Genomic DNA, 18,931 nt, shown 5'->3' with positions numbered 1-18,931 from the left:
ACCCGCCGGGATCGCCCTGGCCCAGTCCCGTCAACCTCACCGCCGAGTCCGATGAGCACCTACCGCCTGCAATCCATCTTCCGACCCACTTCGGTGGCGGTGGTCGGCAGCCGGTCGCGGCCGCGTTCGGTCGGACGCGCGGTCATCAACAACCTGCTGGAAGCCGGTTTCGGCGGACCGATCGGACTGGTCAACCTGCATCCGGCCACGATCGACGGCGTGACCACCGCCCGGCGCCTGCGGGATCTGCCGTGGAAGCCGGATCTGGTCGTGATCGCCACCCCGCCGGCCACGGTGCCGGGCATCGCCCGCGAAGCCGCCGAGTGCGGCGCCGGCGCGGTGGCGGTGCTCACCGCGGCGATGGGTTCGGGTCCGGACTCGCCGGCGGCGCAACTGGAAGCGATCGCGCGCGAGAAGGGCCTGCGCGTGCTGGGGCCGAACTGCCTGGGCGTGATCGCCCCGCACGTGCGCCTCAATGCCAGCCTCGCCGGGCGCCTGCCGAGCGCGGGCGATCTGGCGCTGATTTCGCAATCGGGCGCGATTTCCGGCGGACTGGTGGAATGGAGCGTCGGCCGCTCGGTCGGATTCTCGGCGGTGGTGTCGCTGGGCGACGCGCTGGACGTGGATTTCGCCGATCTGCTCGACTACTTCGCCACCGATCATCGCACCCGCGCCATCCTGCTCTACGTCGAGGCGATCAAGGACGCGCGCAAATTCATGTCGGCCGCGCGGGCGGCCGCGCGCACCAAGCCGGTGGTGGTGGTGAAATCCGGGCTGCCTTCCACCGCGGGCGGCCACGCCACCGCCGACAGCACCCACGTGCAGCACCTGGCGCATCCACGCGCGGTGTACGACGCGGCGTTCCGGCGGGCCGGCCTGCTGCAGGTACGTTCGCTGGACGAACTGTTTTCCGCCGCCGAGACCCTGGGACGCCTGCGCGCGTTTCCGGGCCGCCGGTTGGCGATTCTGACCAACGGGGGCGGCGTGGGCGCGCTTTCGGTGGATCGCCTGCACGAGCTGGGCGGTACCCTGGCCGCGTTGTCCGACGGTACGCGCGATCGTCTCGACGCGATGCTGCCGGCGGGCTGGTCGCGCAGCAATCCGGTGGATCTGCTGACCGACATCGACGCCGAACGCTACGCCGCCACCATCGCCGCGCTGCTCGACGATCCGGAAAACGACGCCCTGCTGGCGGTCAACGTGCCCACCGTGCTGTCCTCGGCGGTGGAGACCGCCGAAGCGATGACCCGCCTGCTGCGGGCGCGCCCCGCGCACGGGCCGCACAAGCCGGTGTTCGCGGTCTGGCTGGGCCACGATCCGGCCGCCGCCGAAGTGCTCGATGCCGCGCGCATTCCCAACTACCCGACCGAGTCCGACGCGGTCGGCGGCTTCATGCATCTGGTCCGCTATCGCGAGGCGCAGGCGGCGCTGATGGAAACACCGCCCAGCCTGCCCGAGGACTTCGTGGTCGACACCGACGCCGCGCGCGCGTTGGTGGAGCAAGCGCTGAAGGACGGCCAGCACTGGCTGGATCCGCTGGCGACCGCGCACGTGCTGGCAGCCTACGGAATTCCGGTCGCACCGCTGCAACGCGCGCGCGATCCGGACGACGCCGCGCGGGTGGCCGCGCCGCTGCTCGCGCAGGGCCTGGCGGTGGCGGTGAAGATCCTGTCGCCGGACATCCCGCACAAATCCGACATCGATGGCGTGCGCCTGAACCTGGTCAGCGCCGACGCGGTGCGCGAGGCGGCCGCCGGCATCCTCCAGCGCGCGCGCGCCGCGCGTCCGGACGCGCGCATCGGCGGTGTGCTGGTGCAGCCGACCCTGCTGCGGCCGAAGGCGCGCGAGCTGATCGCCGGCATCGCCGACGACGAGGTGTTCGGTCCTGTGATCGTGTTCGGGCGTGGCGGCACCGCGGTGGACGTGATCGACGACAAGGCACTGGCATTGCCGCCGCTGGATCTGCGCCTGGCCCACGAACTGATCGGCCGCACCCGGGTCTCGCGCGTGCTCAAGGCCTACCGCGACGTGCCCGCCGCCGACGAGCGCGCGATCGCGCTGGTGCTGGTCAAGCTGGCGCAGCTGGCCGCCGACATCCCGGAAATCCGCCAGCTGGACATCAATCCGCTGCTGGCCGATCGCGACGGCGTGATCGCGGTGGACGCGCGCATCGCGGTGGCGCCGGGCCGCAAGCTGCACAAGGGCCGCGGCCATCCGCGCTTCGCGATCTTCCCGTATCCGAAGGAATGGGAGCGCACCATCACCCTGGCCGACGGCAGCGACGCGTTCGTGCGGCCGGTGCGGCCGGAGGACGACGCGATGTTCCGCGAGTTCTTCACCCATGTCACCGATGAGGACCTGCGCTTGCGCTTCTTCCAGTCGGTGCGTCATTTCAGCCACGAATTCATCGCCCGCCTGACCCAGATCGACTACGCACGCTCGATGGCGCTGGTGGCGCTGGATCCGGCCAGCGGACGGATGCTGGGCGCGGTTCGCCTGCACGCCGACGCCAACTACGATCGCGGCGAGTACGGCATCCTGGTGCGCTCGGATCTCAAGGGGCACGGCATCGGCTGGCGCCTGATGCGGATCATGATCGAATACGCGCGCTGGCTGGGGCTCGCGGCGGTGGAAGGCCAGGTGCTGCGCGACAACCGCACCATGCTGGCGATGTGCGAGCAGCTGGGCTTCCGCATCCGCGCCGATCCCGACGAGCCGACCCTGATGGACGTGGAACTGCTCATTGACGGGCGTACCGAGGACGGCGCCGGCTAGAGCCGGCAGACCTGACGCAGGCGTATCTCGCCCGGAGCCACGCCATGCTGGTCGGCGGCCGCCTGGCGCAGCCGCCGGATCAACGCCGCGGGATCGCGGCCGGCGTCGTCGGCCGCGCAGCCCAGGGCGATCTGGCCCCAGGCGATCGCTTCGCCCATCGCGTAGATCTCGTAATCGGCGAAGTAGCCGCTTCCGGCCGCCACCCGCTCAGGTACCGACATGGCGTTCGGACTCGCATTCGGCGCAGCCCAGATGCTCCAGCGCCATTTCCAGCGCCAGCGTATAGCTCTGCGCGCGATAGCCCTGGGCGACCGCGAGGCAGGCCGGCGAGGGTGGCAGGCGCGGTTCGGGCGCCTCGCAGGCGTCGTCGTGCACTTCGATGTAGGGAATCCCGGTGTGATCCACCGCCTCGTGCAGGCGCGCGCTGCCGGCGGCGCTGCCGGGATCCAGCAGCAGCAGTTCGGTGTGCGCCCGTCGCGCGCTGTCCAGCGCATGCAGGTACTCGGCTTCGTTGGCGCACACGCGCACCGTCAGGGTCTTGCCGGCGGCGGCCGCGCGCGCGGCCAGCCCGCGCAGGATCTGCGGCGGCAGCGGGGGCGGCGGCTCGTTGTGGTGGGCGCGGCGCTCCGGGCCGCGGATGAGCAGTAACGACATGGGAGAACTCCGGTGGGGGAGGAGAATTGGAGAGCGATCAGGCGTCGCCGCTCGCCGGCATGGCCAGCCGGCGCAGGGCGATGGACAGCGCCAGCGCATGGCCGGCGGGGCGGTCGCGGTTGAACACGACCGTGGCCAGCGGCGCGTGCCGCAGATCCAGATAGGTGTCCAGCACCTGCGCGCTGTCGTCGTGCACCTCGATGTAGGGCATCGACAGGTGATCCAGGGTTTCGCGCAACGCCGGCAGGCCGGGATCGTTGGCGGCGATGTCGCCGGAATCCAGCAACAGCATGCGCGCGTCCAGGCTGGTGCCGGCACGCAGTCCGGTCAGCAGCGCGTCCACGCTGGGGCAATGGCAATGGAACGCGGTGTGGCCGCAGGCCCGCGCCTGCGATTGCAGGCCGCGCACGGCCTGCGGCGCCAGCATCGGCGCATGACCGGCCGATGCGTGCGGGCCTTCGATGATCAACAGGTTCATGCCTGGCTTCCGGACGCGCTTGCGCGCAGTCCGGTCAGCCTAGGCCGCGGTGGCGTAAACGGGCCATTCCGGACGGGGGCATCCTGCGTAAATTCCACATAAGCGCGCCGGCGCCGATGGCGTGGATTCAGTCATGCCGCAGCGCGACCGCGTGGTAGGCTCGCGGCACTTTTCCCCCGGAGGACACCCGATGAAGTCGCATTCGATTTGCCTCGCCGTGCTGCTGGCCCTGGGCGCGCCCGCGATCGCGCAGGCGCAGGACGCCGCCGCAACGGCCGCCGACGCCGCTTCCGGCATCGACACGGTGCTCAAGGGCAACTGGCGCGCGCCGGCGAACATGGCCCGTGACGAAGCCCGCCACCCGCTGGAAACCCTGACGTTCTTCGGGCTCAAGCCGGACCAGACGGTGATCGAGATCACGCCCGGTGGCGGCTGGTACTCGGAGATCCTGGCGCCATACCTGCGCGAACGCGGCCAGTACGTGGCGGCGGTGGTGGATCCGATGGCGGTGGCCGAAGGCCGTGGCCGCGATTACCAGCAGCGCAGCAAGGACGGGCTGGAGAAGAAATTCGCCGGCGCTCCGGCCCAGTACGACAAGGTCCGGGTGACGGCCTATTCGCCGACGGCGCCGGTGTTTGGCACGCCGGGCTCGGCGGATCGGGTGCTGACCTTCCGCAACGTCCACAACTGGCGCTCGGCGGGCCAGGCCGAAGGCATGTTCAAGGGCTTCTTCGATGTGCTCAAGTCCGGCGGCGTGCTGGGCGTGGTCGAGCATCGCGCCAAGCGCGACGTGCCGGCGGACGACAACAGCGGCTATGTCGGCGAGGCGCAGGTGATTGCGATGGCCGAGGCGGCGGGTTTCCGCCTGGACGGCAAGAGCGAGGTCAATGCCAACCCGCGCGACACCAAGGATCATCCCAATGGCGTGTGGACACTGCCGCCGACCAACAACCACGACGCCAAGGATGCGGCGAAGTACCAGGCCATCGGCGAAAGCGACCGGATGACGCTGCGCTTCGTGAAGCCCTGATTCAAGCGGTTGTTCCGTGCTGATTGCGTTCAACAAGCCCTTCAACGTGCTGTGCCAGTTCACCGACCGCGGCGATCCGCCCCGGCGGACGCTTGCGGAATTCGGCCTGCCGCCACGGGTATACGCGGCGGGTCGCCTGGACCACGACAGCGAAGGCTTGCTGCTGCTGACCGACGACGGCGGACTGGCGCATCGCCTGACCGATCCGCGCCACAAGCAGGCCAAGACCTACCGGGTGCAGGTGGAAGGCGCGCCGGACGACGCGCAGCTGGACGCGTTGCGGCGCGGGGTGCTGTTGAGCGATGGACCGACCCGGCCGGCGGAGGTGCGCCGGCTGGATCCGCCGCCGATCCTGTGGCCGCGCGATCCGCCGGTGCGCTTCCGCAAGACCGTGCCGGACGCCTGGCTGGAAGTGCGCATCACCGAAGGCCGCAACCGACAGGTGCGGCGGATGACCGCCGCCGTCGGCCTGCCAACCCTGCGGCTGGTGCGCGTGGCGATGGGTGAAGTCTCCCTGGGCGACCTCGCTCCCGGCCAATGGCGGGAAATCCGCACGTAGAGCCGAGCTTGCCCGGCTTGGGGATTATCGGGAAGGAAACCCCTCGCGCAGCGGAGCTTGCTCCGCTCTATGTCAGGGGTTGGCCGACGTGGAACGGGAGGCGGTGCGGCGTCCAGCGCGGCCGGTGCCGTTGACCTTGCGCGCTTCGATGCGACGCGACTTGCCTTCGATCGGCGCGTCGAAGGCGTCGCGCTTGCGCTTGCGGTAGGCCGCATAGGCCAGCAGGCCGATGCCGGCGGCCGCGGCGACGGCCACCACCGGGTTGCGGCGGATGAACTTGCCCGCGGTCTTGGCGCCGGTCTTCGCCGCGCCCAGCACCACGCCGGTCTGCAGCAGCTTGTCGGCGTTCTTCGGCATCGCCTGCTTGAGGTTGCTGCCGGCCTGGCTGACCAGCTCCAATGCGCGGTCGGTGATGATGGTGAGCTTGCTCATCGTCGTAGTCCTGTGGGAGATGACGGGATCCAGTGTCCATCCGGGGATGTTCACGGCCCGTTAGCGGACCACGCCCGCGCCGACCGGTGGCTGAACGGCTGCGGCCACGTTCTTGTGGCCCCGTGGGAGCGACGTCAGTCGCGAAGGGGCTTTCCCGCGGGCGTCCATCGCGACTGACGTCGCTCCCACAAGGGAAGAAACCTGATCTCAGGTCCCGCGCGGCTTGGCGCGGTGGGTGGCCTGGGCGGTCCAGGGGTCGTCGGGCCAGGGGTGCTTGGGGTAGCGGCCCTTCATTTCCTTCTTCACTTCAGGATAGGTGCGTTCCCAGAAGCCGCGCAGATCCTGGGTCACCTGCAAGGGGCGTCCGCCCGGAGAAAGCAGGTGCAGGGTCAGCGGGACGCGACCGTCGGCGATACGCGGCGTCTCGGCCAGGCCGAACAGTTCCTGCAGTTTCACCGCCAGCACCGGCGGTTGCCCGTGCGCGTACTCGATGCGCCGCTCCATGCCCGAGGGCACGGTGATGCGGGTTGGGGCGAGCGCATCGACGCGCTGGCGCAACGACCAGTCCAGCGGGGACTTGAGCGCTTCCGCCAGTTCGGATTCGTCGAGCGCATCCAGCCGGCTCTTGCCGGCGAAGGCGGGCCGCAGCCAGCGATCCAGATCCGCCAGCAAGGCCTCGTCGGACACGTCCGGCAGGCCGAGCTCGGGCATCCATTCACGCAGGCAGCGCACGCGTTCGCGCCATTGGCCCAGCGATTCGCTCCATGGCAACGCATCCATGCCCAGTTCGCGCACCGCCTCGGTGAGCGCCTGCGCGGCCAATGCGGGATCGACGCGGCCGGTCGAACGCGCTTCCAGGACAATGCGATCGAAGCGGGTTTCGCGTTGCGCGCCCAACGCGCGCTTGCCGGCATCCCAGCGCACCGCGTCCTCGGTGACGAAACGATCCGGAAACTCCGCGCGCAGGAAGCCTTCATCGACCGGGGCGGCACGCTGGATCAGCGCGTCCTTGGCCTCGTAGCGCAGTTCGCTGGCGACGATCCAGGGTTCGCCGAACAACGCGCTGTCATCGAACAGGCGCGCCATGCGCCCGTTCGCCAGCGCATAGCGGCGCGGGTCCTGCGGGTGCTGGTAGCCGATGCGATCGGGATAGGCATGGCTCAGGCGGTCACCCAGCAGGTGCGCCTCGACGGTCGATGGCGGTGGCGCGTCCTCGCGCAGGCGCCGCCGCCACTGCTTGGACGCCGCGTCAATGGCGGCGAGCGCGGAACGATGTGCGTCCGCCGGCGCCCTGCCCTGGCGGAATGCCGCCAGCGCGCGCCAACGCGCGGCCAGGGCATCACCGCCGCCACGCAGCGGATCCCGCGCTTCAATCAGCGCCGCCAGATCGCAGGCCAATGCGCGGGTCGCACCCGCCGGCGCCGACAGCAGCATCGCCGCCAGCCTGGGATGCGTGCCCAGCGCCAGCATCCGCTGGCCCAGCGCGGTGACGCCGCCGCTGTCGCCGAGCGCGCCCAGTCGCTGCAGCAATTCGCGCGCGGCGCCAAGCGCGCCGGCCGGCGGCGGATCCACGAAGCGCAATTGGTCGCTTCCCCACGCGGCCAGTTCCAGCGCCAGCGCGGCCAGTTCGACCTGGGCGATTTCCGGGCGGCGCTGCGGTTCCAGTCGCTGCGACTGCGGCCACAGCCGATAGGCCCAGCCTTCGGCGACGCGACCGGCACGACCGGCACGCTGATCGGCGGAAGCCTGCGAGATGGCGACCACCTCCAGTCGCGCGAAACCGCTGTTGGGATCGTAGCGCGGCTCGCGCGCGAGCCCGGCATCGATCACCACCCGCACGCCCGGCAGGGTCACCGAGGATTCGGCCACGTTGGTCGCCAGCACCACCCGTCGATGGCCGTGCGGATCCGGTTGCAGCACTTCGGCCTGGCGCTCCACCGGCAGCTCGCCGTGCAGCGGCAGCACCGCGACATCGCGCGGCAAGCCGTCCAGCAGCGATTCAAGCCGTGCGATCTCGCGCTGGCCAGGCAGGAACACCAGTACATCGCCCGGATGCGAGGCCAGCGCCTGCTCGATCGCGCGGCGCGCCTGCATTTCGGTTAGTTCGTCACGGCGCGCGGGGAAATGCGCCACCGTGACCGGATAGCTCCGCCCTTCGCTGCTCAGGCGTGGCGCATCCAGGAAACGCGCCAGGCGTTCGCCGTCCAGGGTCGCCGACATCGCCACGATGCGCAGGTCCTCGCGCAGTTGCGCCTGCACGTCGAGCGCCAGCGCCAACCCGAGATCGGCCGACAGGTGGCGCTCGTGGAATTCGTCGAACAGGATCGCCGCGACCGATTCGAGCATCGGATCGTCCTGGATCATCCGGGTCAGGATGCCCTCGGTGACGACCTCGACGCGGGTGCGCGCGGAGATCTTGTTCTCGAAGCGGATGCGGTAGCCGACGGTTTCACCGACCGCCTCGCCGCGCTGCTTCGCCATGAAGCCGGCGGCCGCGCGCGCGGCCACCCGGCGCGGTTCCAGCATCAGGATCCGGCGCCCTTGCACCCACGGCTCGTCGAGCAGCGCCAGCGGCACCTGGGTGGTCTTGCCCGCGCCGGGCGGCGCTTCCAGCACCAGCCGCGGGTGCGCGGACAGGCTCCGCCGGATCTGCGGCAGCAGCGGGGTGATGGGGAAATCCGGTGAAGGCGCGGACGACGGCATGGCCCGCTAGGATACCGGCTCCGCGCGCCGGGCCGACTACAATGGCGCGCCCTTCACCGCACTTCCCACGCTCCATGCACCTGATCGACATCGGCGCCAACCTCACCCACGAAAGCTTCGGCCACGATCTGGACGCGGTGATGCAACGCGCCCGCGCGCACGGCGTGGCGCAGATGGTGGTGACCGGCGCCAGCCGCGAGCATTCGCCGCAGGCGCTCGCGCTGGCCCAGGCGCATCCGGGCGAACTGTTCGCCACCGCCGGCGTGCATCCGCATCACGCGATCGAGTACACCGACGAGTGCGATGACGAGATGCGCGCGCTGCATACGCATCCGGAAGTGGTGGCGGTGGGCGAATGCGGGTTGGACTACTTCCGCGATTTCTCGCCGCGGCCGGCGCAGCGGCGCGCGTTCGAGCGCCAGCTGCAAATCGCGGCGGAGAACGGCAAGCCGCTGTTCCTGCACCAGCGCGACGCGCATGCGGACTTCATGGCGATGATGAAGAATTTCGATGGCCGCCTGGGCGCGGCGGTGGTGCATTGCTTCACCGGCACCCGCGAGGAATTGTTCGACTACCTGGACCAGGACTGGCACATCGGCATCACCGGCTGGCTGTGCGACGAGCGGCGCGGCCAGCACCTGCGCGAACTGGTGCCGCACATCCCCGCCGGACGGCTGATGATCGAGACCGATTCGCCCTACCTGCTGCCGCGGACCGTGCGGCCACAGCCTTCGCACCGCCGCAACGAGCCGATGTACCTGGCCCACATCGTCGAGGAGCTGGCACGTGATCGCGGCGAATCGGTGGAGGCCACCGCCGCCGCGACCACCGCGACGGCGCGCGCGTTCTTCCGCCTGCCGTCGCGCGAACCGGGTACCTAGCAGGTACCTAGGGTCGTCCGGCCAACCCACGCTCCGGCGCATCGGCCGGACGCGGAAACTGCAACACGACCGTGCGGATGCCGGGCTTCCGGCAGGCGCGCTGGATCTCTGCCATCAGCCGCTGGCGCGAGGCATAGGCCTGGCCGGCGTTGGCCTGGCCCAGCCAGCGGCCGGTCTCGTACTGGGATGGCAGGCGCGGTTGCGCGCACTCCAGCCGCAGGTCGGTCGGCGGCGTCGCGGCGCCGGCACGGGCGGACGGTGACAGGGTCGCTGCCAGCAGCAGGGCGGACAGCACGGTGGCGGGAATGGCGTTCATGGGGTTTGTTCCTTCGATGGCCGGGTCGCCAGCCTCACGCCGCCGCCGCGCCCGGGTCTTGAGGAGGCTGGCGGGAACCCCCGATGGACGGCTTGGGAAGCTTGGGAAATGCTTAGGCCGGCACGGCCGCGCTTCCGCGTATCCCTAGGATGTACGTGTTCCGCTGGAACCTTCCTGCGCCGATCGCCATGCCGTCATCCGCTTCCGCCCGCATCGTGCTCGACGGCGTGGTCATCGACCTGGCCGGACGCCAGTTGCTGCGCGACGGCGAAGTGCGTCCGCTGGAGCCCAAGGCGTTCGACGTGCTGGCGCTGCTCGCGTCGGAACCGGGCCGCGCGTTCAGCCGCGACGAGATTCTCGACGCGGTGTGGGGCCACCGCCACGTCACCCCCGGCGTGCTCAACCGGGTGATCACCCTGCTGCGACAGGCGCTGGGCGAGGACGCCCATCACCCGCGCCGGCTGCACACCCTGCATGGCGTCGGTTACCGCTTCAACGACGAACCGACGTCGCCCGGTACGGTCTCCGCTCCCGCAATCGATGCTTTGGCTCCCGCGACGCCCCCACGCACCCCGCGTGCGCTGGTTGGGGCCATCGCCTCCTTGCTGGGCCTGCTGTTGCTGGCCGCCGCGGTATTCGTCCCGCGTGCTGACGACACGGCGCCGGCATCGGCCCGGGCCGATCCGCGCACCCTGATCGTGATGCCGCTGACCGCGGTGGGCGAAGGGGATCGCGATATCGCCTTCGGCCTCAGCGAGGAACTGATCAGCACGCTTTCGCGCATTCCGGGGCTGCGGGTGATCGCACGCGATTCGACCCGCCTGGCCACGGCCGACGGCGCCGACCTGTCGCGGCTGGTGCGGCAGCTGGGGGTCAGCCATGCGCTCGAAGGCAGTGCCCGCCAGGCCGGGGAGCGCCTGCGGGTGCATCTGCGGCTGGTGGACGCGGCGAGTGGGCGCACCTTGTGGACCCAGGACTATGATCGCGACGTGGCCGACGTGCTGGCGCTGGAACGCGACATCGCCCAGGCCGTCGCCGGCGCGCTAGCGCTCAACCTGGGGCTGGCACGTCCGGCCGCGACGACACGCGGCGGCGACGCGGATTTCTACCGTCGCTACCTGGCGGCGCAGGCCCTGCTGCATGCGCCGCCGCCGGTGCCGCCCGAGCGGGTCGAACTGGCCGAAACGCGCCTGCGCCAACTGGTCGCCGAACAACCGCAGCACGCGCCTTCGCACGCCGTCCTCGCCGCCGCGCTGGACGGGCGCGCCTACCTGCGGCCGGAACTGGCCGTCGAGCTTCGCCAGGATGCCGCGCACCACGCCGCATTGGCGCAGCGTCTGGATCCGGCCTTGCCCGAGCCCTACCTGGTGCAGGCCAGCGCCGCCTGTCGCGGCAACCAATGGGAACGCTGCCTCGCGCTGTACCGCCACGTCACCGATCTGGCACCCAGCGAGATGCGCGCGCAATTCCAGTACGCCATGGCGCTGGCGTCACTGGGCTACCTGGATCAGGCCGAACAGGTGATGCGGCGCGGCGCCCGCCGGGATCCCCTCAACCAGGGCTGGCATTTCGGCCATGGCCGCATCCTCGACACCCAGGGCCGGCACGGCGAGGCCCTGGTCGAGTTGCAGCGCGCCGGCCGCTTCGGACGCTATGGCCGCTGGTTCAACGCGGTATGGCGCGGCGACCATGCGGCCCTGCCGGTGATCGCCGCCGGCATCGGCGGACCCGAGGATACCGGCAGCCGGCAGTATGGCCCGCTGCTTCGCCAGTCCTACCTGCTGGCCAGCCGGGCCGTGGTGGATCCTTCCGCCTGGCCGCAGACGCGCGTGGCGATGAAGGCGTTCGAACAGCGCACCGGGTTGATGAACTTCCTCAGCGTGCTGGACCCGCAACGCGACACGGCCGCCGTGATCGACGGATTGGATCAGGTGCGAAGGCGCTCCTACTCGTCCTGGGATCTGCTGCTGTGGACCCGCGATCTGGGATATCTACGCGAGGATCCGACTTTCCAGGGCTACCTGCATCGCAGCGGCATCGCCGCCTACTGGGACAAGCATGGCCTGCCGGCGCAATGCCGGCGCGAAGCGCGCCGTTACCGGTGCCGGTGAACGCGGAGGCGATTCTTCTCTAGCGATCCCGCGCCTTCCATTCGCAAACGTCCCGCACCCGCGCCAGATCGCAGTCCATGTCGATGCGCCGGGGCGGCCATCCGATGTCGCTTTCCTTGAATCCTTCGACCCAGCGTCCGTCGTGCTCGATGCAGACGCCCCACGTGTTGATGCGGTCGCCCATCGGCAACATCACCCCAATCTCGCTGGCGCCGCGGATCGTGAACCGGCCCGTCGCGTCGGTGACCGCCGTATGCCGGGAAGGTCCACAGCCGGCCTTGAACATGCTCGGCAACACGTGGATCCGCGCACCCGCAACGGGAACCTGCCCTCGCACCAGCATCCCGTCGATTGCCGGGACGATCTGCTGCCTATGCGGGAAACAGCCAGTCAACAGCAGCAGGCTCGCGGACAGCGGCAAAAGGCGTCGCAGATGGCGAGGATGCATCGGTTGAAGGACTCCGGAAGGATTCATGGCGGTGTCCCCACCGTACGAACGGCGATCGCCGGCGGCCATCGGAGCATTCCGAATGGCGCCGATTCTCCGCTCCGCGCGATCAGCGCGCCGGCAGCGACGCCTCGTAGGCCTGCAGATGACACCAGGCAGTGGACAGCAGGGGTGCCGGCAGTCCGAAGCCCTGCGCGCGATGCACCATGTCGCCGACGATCTGCAGGCCCTCCACGCGCTGGCCACCTTCCAGGTCGCGCAGCATCGAGGCCTTGATGTCCGACCCCGATTGCCGCAGCGTCACCAGCGCGGTGTCCTGCGCAGCCTGCGGGATCGGTTGTCCGGATGCCGCCGCCACCGCGGTGCATTCGGCGTACAGCGCGGTCATGAACGCTTCGCCACCCTCGCCCGCCACGATCCGTCCGATCGGCGCGCGCATCAGGCAGGTGCCGGCGGCCAGTGCGGTGAGGAAGCTGTACTTGATCCACTGCTCGCGGGCGATGTCCGGCGACAGCAGGCGATCGACGCCGGCGTTCGCGCAGGCCTCGGCGAAGGCCGACAGGCGCGCGCGCGGCGCGATGCCATCGCGCTCACCGAACGTGATCGACGCGGGTCTGCCCAGATGCAGGATTTCGCCCTGCGGTCCCTTGGTCGCGCTGATGAAGCACAGGCCGCCGATCACGTGATCGCGGCCGAACCGCTTATCCAGTCGCGCGTAGTGCAGCAGACCGTTGAGCACCGGCAGCACGTCGGCACCGGCCTCGACCGCGGGCGCGATCGCCTCGATCGCGCTGTCCAGGTCGTAGGCCTTGCAGCTGAGCAGGACCAGATCGAAGGGACGCGACGCGATCAGTGCCGGCAGGGCTTCGGCGGTCACCGTCGCCACCGGCAGCTCGGCGTCGCCGAGCGGACTGCGGATGCGCAGGCCCTCGCGCGCCAGATCCGCCGCGCGCGGCGCGCGGACCAGGAAGGTGACGTCGGCGCCGGACTGCGCCAGGCGTCCGCCGAAGTAACCGCCGGTGCCACCGGCGCCCAGGATCAGGATTCGCATCCGCTCCACTCCCTGCATCGCGCCGGCCGGGGCCGGCGCACATTCAACTGCGCAGGCCGACGCCGCGCTTGAGCAACCACAGCGCCAGCGAACTGAGCGCCAGCACGAACCCCAGCATCAGCGCGTAGGCCACCCACAGCGGCACGTCGCTGCTACCCAGCAGGCCGTAGCGGAACGCGTTGACCATGTAGAAGATCGGGTTGGCATGGGTCAGCGCCTCGGCCCAGGACGGCAGCAACTTCACCGAATAGAACACGCCGCCCAGGTAGGTCAGCGGGGTCAGGATGAAGGTCGGCACGATCGCCACGTCGTCGAATTTCTTGGCATAGACCGCATTGATGAAGCCGGCCAGCGAGAAAATCGTCGCGCCCAGCAGGACCGTGCTCAGGGTGACCAGCGGATGCGGCATGCGCACGGGGGTGAAGAACGTGGCGATGATCAGCACGATGATGCCGACCATCAGGCCGCGCAGCACCGCGCCGGCCACGTAGCCCCACAGGATCACCCAGTTCGGCATCGGGCTGACCAGCAACTCCTCGATGTGGCGTCCGAACTTGGCGCCGAAGAAGCTGGAGGAGATGTTGCCGTAGCTGTTCTGGATGACGCTCATCATCACCAGGCCCGGCACGATGAACTCCATGTAGCTGTAGCCGCCCATGTCCCGGATCTGCGAGCCGATCAGGCCGCCGAAGATCAGGAAGTACAGGGTCATAGTGATGGCCGGCGGCACCAGGGTCTGGCCCCAGATGCGCAGGATCCGCGCGACCTCGCGGCGGACGATGGTGCCGAAGGCGATCAGGTTGGGATTGCTCATGCCGCCTGCTCCTTGCCATTGCCGGTCATGCGCACGAACAGTTCCTCCAGCCGGTTGCTCTTGGTGCGCATCGAGCGCACCCGGATGCCGGCTTCGTTGAGCGCGGCGAAGATGCGGTTGAGATCCATCGCCCGCGGCATGTCCAGGTCCAGCGTGTGCGGATCGGTCGCCACCAGCGTCGCACCTTCGATGACTGGCAGCTGCGCCGGCAGCTCGCCGTCGATGTCCAGCAGGAAGCCCTCCACGTCCAGCTTGGCCAGCAGCTCGCGCATCGGGCCCTGCTCGACGATGGTGCCGTGGTCGATGATGGCCAGGTTGCGGCAGAGGCTTTCGGCCTCTTCCAGGTAATGGGTGGTCAGGATGATGGTGGTGCCGGCGGCGTTGATGTCCTTCAGGGTCTTCCACATGCCGCGGCGGATCTCGATGTCCACGCCGGCGGTGGGCTCGTCGAGGATCAGCAGCTTGGGCCGGGTCATCATCGCGCGGGCGATCATCAGCCGCCGCTTCATGCCGCCGGACAGCGTGCGGCTCATCATCTGCGCCTTGTCCCACAGCTGGGCGCGCTTGAGCTCCTCTTCGGCCAGCACCAGCGCCTCGGCGCGCGGCACCCCGTAGAAACCGGCGTAGTTGACCAGGATGTCGATCGGCTTCTCGAACATGTTGAAGTTCAATTCCTGCGGCACCAGGCCGATCAGGCGCAGGGCGTCGTCACGGTGGCGCGACAGGTTGACGCCGAACACCTCGACTTCGCCGCCGCTCTTGTTCACCAGCGAGCTGACGATGCCGATCAGGGTCGACTTGCCGGCGCCATTGGGGCCGAGCAGGGCGAAGAAATCGCCGGGCGCGACCTGCAGCGAGATGCCCTTGAGCGCCTGCACGCCGTTGTCGTAGACCTTGCGGAGATCGGAAATGGCGAGCGCGGGCGCGTTCGCGGGAACCACGGGTTGGGACACGTAGGGGACCTTGCGGCGCCAGCACGGGCGCCCGGGGGGACACGAACGCTTATTATAGGCACCCCGCCGGGCCGGTCCCGGCACCACACCGTTCCATCACCCAGCACCTTGGCCATCGTCCATTTTCCGTTGAAGCTCGTCGGGCGCCGCATGCTGGCCCCCAGCGTCGGCCACTATGTCTTCGTCCGTGACGACGGCCAGCCCCTGGACTTCATCCCGGGCCAGTTCATCCAGGTGCATTTCAGCTACGCCGACGGGACGCCGGCCAAGCGCAGCTATTCGCTGGCGACCATCCACGATCACCGGCTGGGACCGGGCGAGGCGGTGGAGATCGCGGTCAGCTACGTGCCCGGCGGCGCGGCCACGGCCCTGTTCGAAGGTCTGCCCGAGGGTGGCCACGTCGACGCCAGCGGTCCCTACGGCCGGTTCTGCCTGATGCCCAACGACCGCAACCGCCGCTACCTGCTGATTGCCACCGGCACCGGCGTCACGCCCTACCGGGCGATGCTGCCGCAGCTGGCCGAGCAGATCGCCGGCCGCGACATCGAGGTGGTGCTGCTGTTCGGCGCGCGCACGCCGGCCGAACTGCTGTACGGCGAGGATTTCCGCGCCTTCGCCGACCAGCATCCGCAGTTCCGTTTCGTGCCCTGCTTCTCGCGCGCGCTGCCGGAACATCCGCACCCGGATGTCCGCCAGGGCTACGTGCAGCAGCACCTGGCCGAGTTCGTCCCGAACGCGGACACCGACATCGCCTACCTGTGCGGCAATCCGGACATGGTCGATGCCTGTTTCGAGGCGCTGAAGGCCGCCGGCCTGCCGATTCCGCAGATCCGGCGGGAAAAATACGTCAGCAGCAAGTAGCCTGCATCCAGCTCCGCCCGCGGATACCGATGGATGCGACGTCCCGGCGGGATTGGCGGGACGCCGTTCCCGGCCCCAGTAGCGCGGTCGGAAAAAAAGCCACCGCACTTTGGTCACATCCGTCGGTTGGCGTCGTCATGGCATCCTGAAACGCATCGCAACCAGGACGAACGCCCATGCGACACCACCGCAACACCCTGCTGGCCTGCGCCGGCCTGCTCGCGCTCACCGCCTGCAGCAACGCCCCCGCGCCGGACAAGACGGCCACCGGCCGCCACTACGGCCGCGTCACCTTCCAACCCTGCACCCTGGCCGAGGCCGGGACCGGCGGGAACGTGGAAGCGCAATGCGCGACCTTCGAGGTACCGGAGAACCGCCAAGCGCCGCAGGGCCGCAAGATCGCCCTCAACCTCGCCTGGCTGCCGGCCACCGACGAGGGCGCGGCCCTCGAGGATCCGGTGTTCTTCCTGGCCGGCGGCCCCGGCCAGGCCGCGACCGAACACGCCGTCCTAGTCGACGCGGCGTTGCGCGAGGTCCGAAAACAGCGCCACGTGGTGCTGGTGGACCAGCGCGGCACCGGCCGCTCCAATCCGCTGGCATGCGATGGCCCCGAGGACGGGCCGTCGGTCGCCGACATGGATTCGCTGGATGAGGCCGCCTTGCAGGCCGTCTCGCGCAAGTGCGTGGACGCGCTGTCCAAGCACGCCGATTTGCGCTTCTACACCACCACCGAGGCCATCCGCGACCTGGACGCCGTGCGCGCCGCGATCGGCGCCGCGCAGATCAACCTGATCGGCGTGTCCTACGGCACCCGCGTCGCCCAGCAGTACGCCGGCACCTATCCGCAGCACACCCGCGCGATCGTATTGGACGGCGTGGCGCCGAACACACTGGTGGTCGGCGGCGAGTTCGCCCGCCGGTTCGACGAGGCGCTGGCGCTGCAATCCAAGGCCTGCGCCGCCGATGCCGCCTGCCGCGCGCGTTATCCGACCGACCTGCGCACCCGCCTGCTGGCGCTCAAGCAGCGCCTGTCCACGGCGCCGGTGGAGGTGACCTATCGGGATCCCTCCAGCGGGCAGGAGAAACAGGACAAGCTGTCCGCCTCGACGGTCACCGGCCTGACCCATGCGTTCTCCTACATGCCGGCCACCACGTCGCTGCTGCCGCTGGTGCTGGACGAAGCCGACCAGGGTCGCTATGGACCGCTGATGTCGCTGGCCAAGTTCATGGACGGACAGGTGTCCGGCCAGATGGCGCGCGGCATGCAGCTGTCGGTGATCTGCGCCGAGGATGCGGACCGCTACCAGCCGGATCCGGCCGACGCCAATACGGTGATGGGCGACGATCTGGCGCGGCTTTTCTTCAGTCCCTGCGCGGTGTGGCCGAAGGGCGAACGCCCGGCCGGCTTCAACCAGCCGCTGGTGTCGAAGGTGCCGGCGCTGCTGATGTCCGGTGAGCAGGATCCGGTCACCCCGCCCAGCTACGGCGAAGCCGTGCTCAAGGGGCTGTCCAACGGCCGCCACCTGGTCCTGCGCGGCCAGGGCCACAACGTGATCGGCCAGGGCTGCATGCCCAAGCTGGTCAGCCAGTTCATCGAATCGACGGATGCCAAGGCGCTGGACGCCAAGTGCCTGGACGCGATCGACGGCACGCCCGCCTTCACCAGCTTCAACGGATGGGAGCCGTGATGGACCTTCGCATCCCCTTCCCATCCGCAGCAGCGATTCCAGGAGACATTCGATGATCGTGGCACAGGATCTGCACAAGAGCTTCAAGACCAAGACCGGCCTTGTCAACGCGGTGGACGCGGTCAGCTTCCAGGCGCGCGACGGCGAGATCACCGGCCTGCTCGGCCCCAACGGCGCCGGCAAGACCACCACCATGCGCATGCTGTACACGCTGATGTCGCCGGATCGCGGCAGCGTGCTGGTCGATGGCATCGACGCCGCCCGCGACCCGGTCGCGGTGCGCCGCGCGCTGGGCGTGCTGCCGGATGCGCGCGGCGTCTACAAGCGCCTGACCGCGCGCGAGAACATCGCCTATTTCGGCGAACTGCACGGCCTGTCGCGCGAGGTCATCGCCGAACGCACCCGCAAGCTGTCGCAGGCGCTGGACATGGATGACATCCTGGATCGACAGACCGAAGGATTCTCGCAGGGCCAGCGCACCAAGACCGCGATTGCGCGGGCGCTGGTGCACGACCCGAAGAACGTCATCCTCGATGAACCGACCAACGGCCTGGACGTGATGACCACGCGCGCCATGCGCGGCTTCCTGCGCCAGCTGCGCGAAGAGGGTCGCTGCGTGATCTTCTCCAGCCACATCATGCAGGAGGTCGCCGCGCTGTGTGATCGCATCGTGGTCATCGCCAAGGGGCGCGTGGTCGCCGCCGGCACCGCCGACGAGCTGCGCCAGCAGGTCGGCGAGGACAACCTGGAAGACGCCTTCGTCAAAGTGATCGGGTCCGAGGAGGGACTGCACGCATGAGCCTGTTCGGTACCGTCATCACCGTGATGCGCAAGGAACTCAAGGACCTGTCGCGCGATCGCCGCACGCTGGCCCTGGCCCTGTTCCTCGGCCCGCTGCTGTACCCGGCGCTGATGCTGGGCATGGGTTCGCTGGCCGAGAAGCGCGCCCGCACCCAGATTGACAAGGAACTCGACATTCCCGTGGTCGGCAGGGAGAACGCACCCAACCTGGTCGCCTTCCTGGCCAGCTACGGCCTGAAGGCAGTGGAACCGCCAAAGGATCTGGCCGCGGCGATCCGCAACCAGGACATCGATGTCGCCCTTCGCATCAGTCCCGACTACGCGAAGGATTGGCGCGCCGGCAAGCCGGCGCTGGTGGAAATCATCAAGGACAGCA

General features: G+C 69.5%; 18 protein-coding genes and 1 pseudogene. 9 read left to right on the top strand and 10 right to left on the bottom strand.

Annotated features, from left to right (window positions below):
- The first annotated feature begins 51 nt into the window (after nucleotides 1-51).
- Nucleotides 52-2,775 (top strand): bifunctional acetate--CoA ligase family protein/GNAT family N-acetyltransferase, encoded by a 2,724-nt coding sequence (locus FG323_RS12290; RefSeq protein ID WP_141454975.1) that lies wholly within the window; start codon nucleotides 52-54, stop codon nucleotides 2,773-2,775.
- Here FG323_RS12290 and FG323_RS12285 read toward each other — a convergent pair.
- From FG323_RS12285 to FG323_RS12275, 3 genes are read right to left on the bottom strand one after another with little or no spacing between them, the layout of a single operon-like run.
- Nucleotides 2,772-2,996, bottom strand: a complete 225-nt coding sequence (locus FG323_RS12285) for a hypothetical protein (protein ID WP_141454974.1) — start codon at nucleotides 2,994-2,996, stop codon at nucleotides 2,772-2,774. The two genes, FG323_RS12290 and FG323_RS12285, sit on opposite strands and share 4 nt — an antisense overlap.
- Nucleotides 2,983-3,429, bottom strand: a complete 447-nt coding sequence (locus tag FG323_RS12280) for a type II 3-dehydroquinate dehydratase (RefSeq protein WP_141454973.1) — start codon at nucleotides 3,427-3,429, stop codon at nucleotides 2,983-2,985. Before FG323_RS12280 ends, FG323_RS12285 begins: the two co-directional genes overlap by 14 nt.
- 37 nt (nucleotides 3,430-3,466) lie before the next feature.
- A complete protein-coding gene (locus FG323_RS12275) occupies nucleotides 3,467-3,907 on the bottom strand; it encodes a hypothetical protein (protein WP_141454972.1) in 441 nt (146 codons plus the stop codon).
- 190 nt (nucleotides 3,908-4,097) lie between these two features.
- Here FG323_RS12275 and FG323_RS12270 point away from each other — a divergent pair, with 190 nt between their 5' ends.
- Nucleotides 4,098-4,937, top strand: a complete 840-nt coding sequence (locus tag FG323_RS12270) for a class I SAM-dependent methyltransferase (protein WP_141454971.1) — start codon at nucleotides 4,098-4,100, stop codon at nucleotides 4,935-4,937.
- Between the two features lie 16 nt (nucleotides 4,938-4,953).
- A complete protein-coding gene (locus tag FG323_RS12265) occupies nucleotides 4,954-5,496 on the top strand; it encodes a pseudouridine synthase (protein ID WP_141454970.1) in 543 nt (180 codons plus the stop codon).
- A gap of 72 nt (nucleotides 5,497-5,568) precedes the next feature.
- Here the strand turns inward: FG323_RS12265 and FG323_RS12260 are convergent, their stop codons facing one another.
- Nucleotides 5,569-5,928: a hypothetical protein gene (locus tag FG323_RS12260; protein WP_141454969.1), complete on the bottom strand. Its 360-nt coding sequence runs from the start codon at nucleotides 5,926-5,928 to the stop codon at nucleotides 5,569-5,571.
- Nucleotides 5,929-6,135: 207 nt separating this feature from the next.
- Nucleotides 6,136-8,631, bottom strand: coding sequence for an ATP-dependent helicase HrpB (hrpB, locus tag FG323_RS12255; protein WP_141454968.1), 2,496 nt, complete (start codon nucleotides 8,629-8,631; stop codon nucleotides 6,136-6,138).
- A gap of 74 nt (nucleotides 8,632-8,705) precedes the next feature.
- On the opposite strand from hrpB, the gene FG323_RS12250 reads away from it, so the two are divergent.
- Complete coding sequence (locus FG323_RS12250; RefSeq protein WP_141454967.1) at nucleotides 8,706-9,512, top strand: TatD family hydrolase; 807 nt, start codon at nucleotides 8,706-8,708, stop codon at nucleotides 9,510-9,512.
- Between the two features lie 7 nt (nucleotides 9,513-9,519).
- On the opposite strand, the gene FG323_RS12245 is transcribed toward FG323_RS12250, so the two are convergent.
- Nucleotides 9,520-9,828: a hypothetical protein gene (locus FG323_RS12245; protein WP_141454966.1), complete on the bottom strand. Its 309-nt coding sequence runs from the start codon at nucleotides 9,826-9,828 to the stop codon at nucleotides 9,520-9,522.
- A 155-nt stretch (nucleotides 9,829-9,983) separates the two neighbouring features.
- Here FG323_RS12245 and FG323_RS12240 point away from each other — a divergent pair, with 155 nt between their 5' ends.
- A complete protein-coding gene (locus tag FG323_RS12240) occupies nucleotides 9,984-11,939 on the top strand; it encodes a winged helix-turn-helix domain-containing protein (protein ID WP_181444202.1) in 1,956 nt (651 codons plus the stop codon).
- A gap of 19 nt (nucleotides 11,940-11,958) precedes the next feature.
- On the opposite strand, the gene FG323_RS12235 is transcribed toward FG323_RS12240, so the two are convergent.
- Genes FG323_RS12235 through FG323_RS12220 form a run of 4 tightly spaced genes read right to left on the bottom strand, consistent with a single transcriptional unit; the run spans nucleotide 11,959 to nucleotide 15,193 of the window.
- Nucleotides 11,959-12,456: a carboxypeptidase-like regulatory domain-containing protein gene (locus FG323_RS12235; protein WP_141454964.1), complete on the bottom strand. Its 498-nt coding sequence runs from the start codon at nucleotides 12,454-12,456 to the stop codon at nucleotides 11,959-11,961.
- Between the two features lie 40 nt (nucleotides 12,457-12,496).
- Nucleotides 12,497-13,438, bottom strand: a complete 942-nt coding sequence (gene panE / locus FG323_RS12230) for a 2-dehydropantoate 2-reductase (protein ID WP_141454963.1) — start codon at nucleotides 13,436-13,438, stop codon at nucleotides 12,497-12,499.
- A gap of 43 nt (nucleotides 13,439-13,481) precedes the next feature.
- Nucleotides 13,482-14,252 (bottom strand): ABC transporter permease, encoded by a 771-nt coding sequence (locus tag FG323_RS12225; protein WP_141454962.1) that lies wholly within the window; start codon nucleotides 14,250-14,252, stop codon nucleotides 13,482-13,484.
- Complete coding sequence (locus FG323_RS12220; RefSeq protein ID WP_141455283.1) at nucleotides 14,249-15,193, bottom strand: ABC transporter ATP-binding protein; 945 nt, start codon at nucleotides 15,191-15,193, stop codon at nucleotides 14,249-14,251. The genes FG323_RS12225 and FG323_RS12220 overlap by 4 nt, the downstream gene beginning before the upstream one ends.
- Nucleotides 15,194-15,256: 63 nt before the next feature.
- On the opposite strand from FG323_RS12220, the gene FG323_RS12215 reads away from it, so the two are divergent.
- From FG323_RS12215 to FG323_RS12200, 4 genes and pseudogenes are all read left to right on the top strand, one after another.
- Nucleotides 15,257-16,066: an FAD-binding oxidoreductase gene (locus FG323_RS12215; protein WP_141455282.1), complete on the top strand. Its 810-nt coding sequence runs from the start codon at nucleotides 15,257-15,259 to the stop codon at nucleotides 16,064-16,066.
- A gap of 176 nt (nucleotides 16,067-16,242) precedes the next feature.
- Nucleotides 16,243-17,754 (top strand): alpha/beta hydrolase, encoded by a 1,512-nt coding sequence (locus FG323_RS12210; RefSeq protein WP_141454961.1) that lies wholly within the window; start codon nucleotides 16,243-16,245, stop codon nucleotides 17,752-17,754.
- Between the two features lie 52 nt (nucleotides 17,755-17,806).
- The gene (locus FG323_RS12205; RefSeq protein ID WP_141454960.1) at nucleotides 17,807-18,553 is read left to right on the top strand and encodes an ATP-binding cassette domain-containing protein; all 747 of its coding nucleotides are present in this window, start codon (nucleotides 17,807-17,809) and stop codon (nucleotides 18,551-18,553) included.
- A pseudogene (locus tag FG323_RS12200) lies at nucleotides 18,550-18,931 on the top strand (ABC transporter permease); the annotation flags it as partial. The gene FG323_RS12205 and the pseudogene FG323_RS12200, both read left to right, overlap by 4 nt.

It is taken from the genome of Pseudoxanthomonas sp. z9, from assembly GCF_006542425.1.
Lineage (GTDB): Bacteria > Pseudomonadota > Gammaproteobacteria > Xanthomonadales > Xanthomonadaceae > Pseudoxanthomonas_A.
Note: the sequence above shows the minus strand (reverse complement) of the source record. Positions and strands in the feature narration are given on the sequence as shown.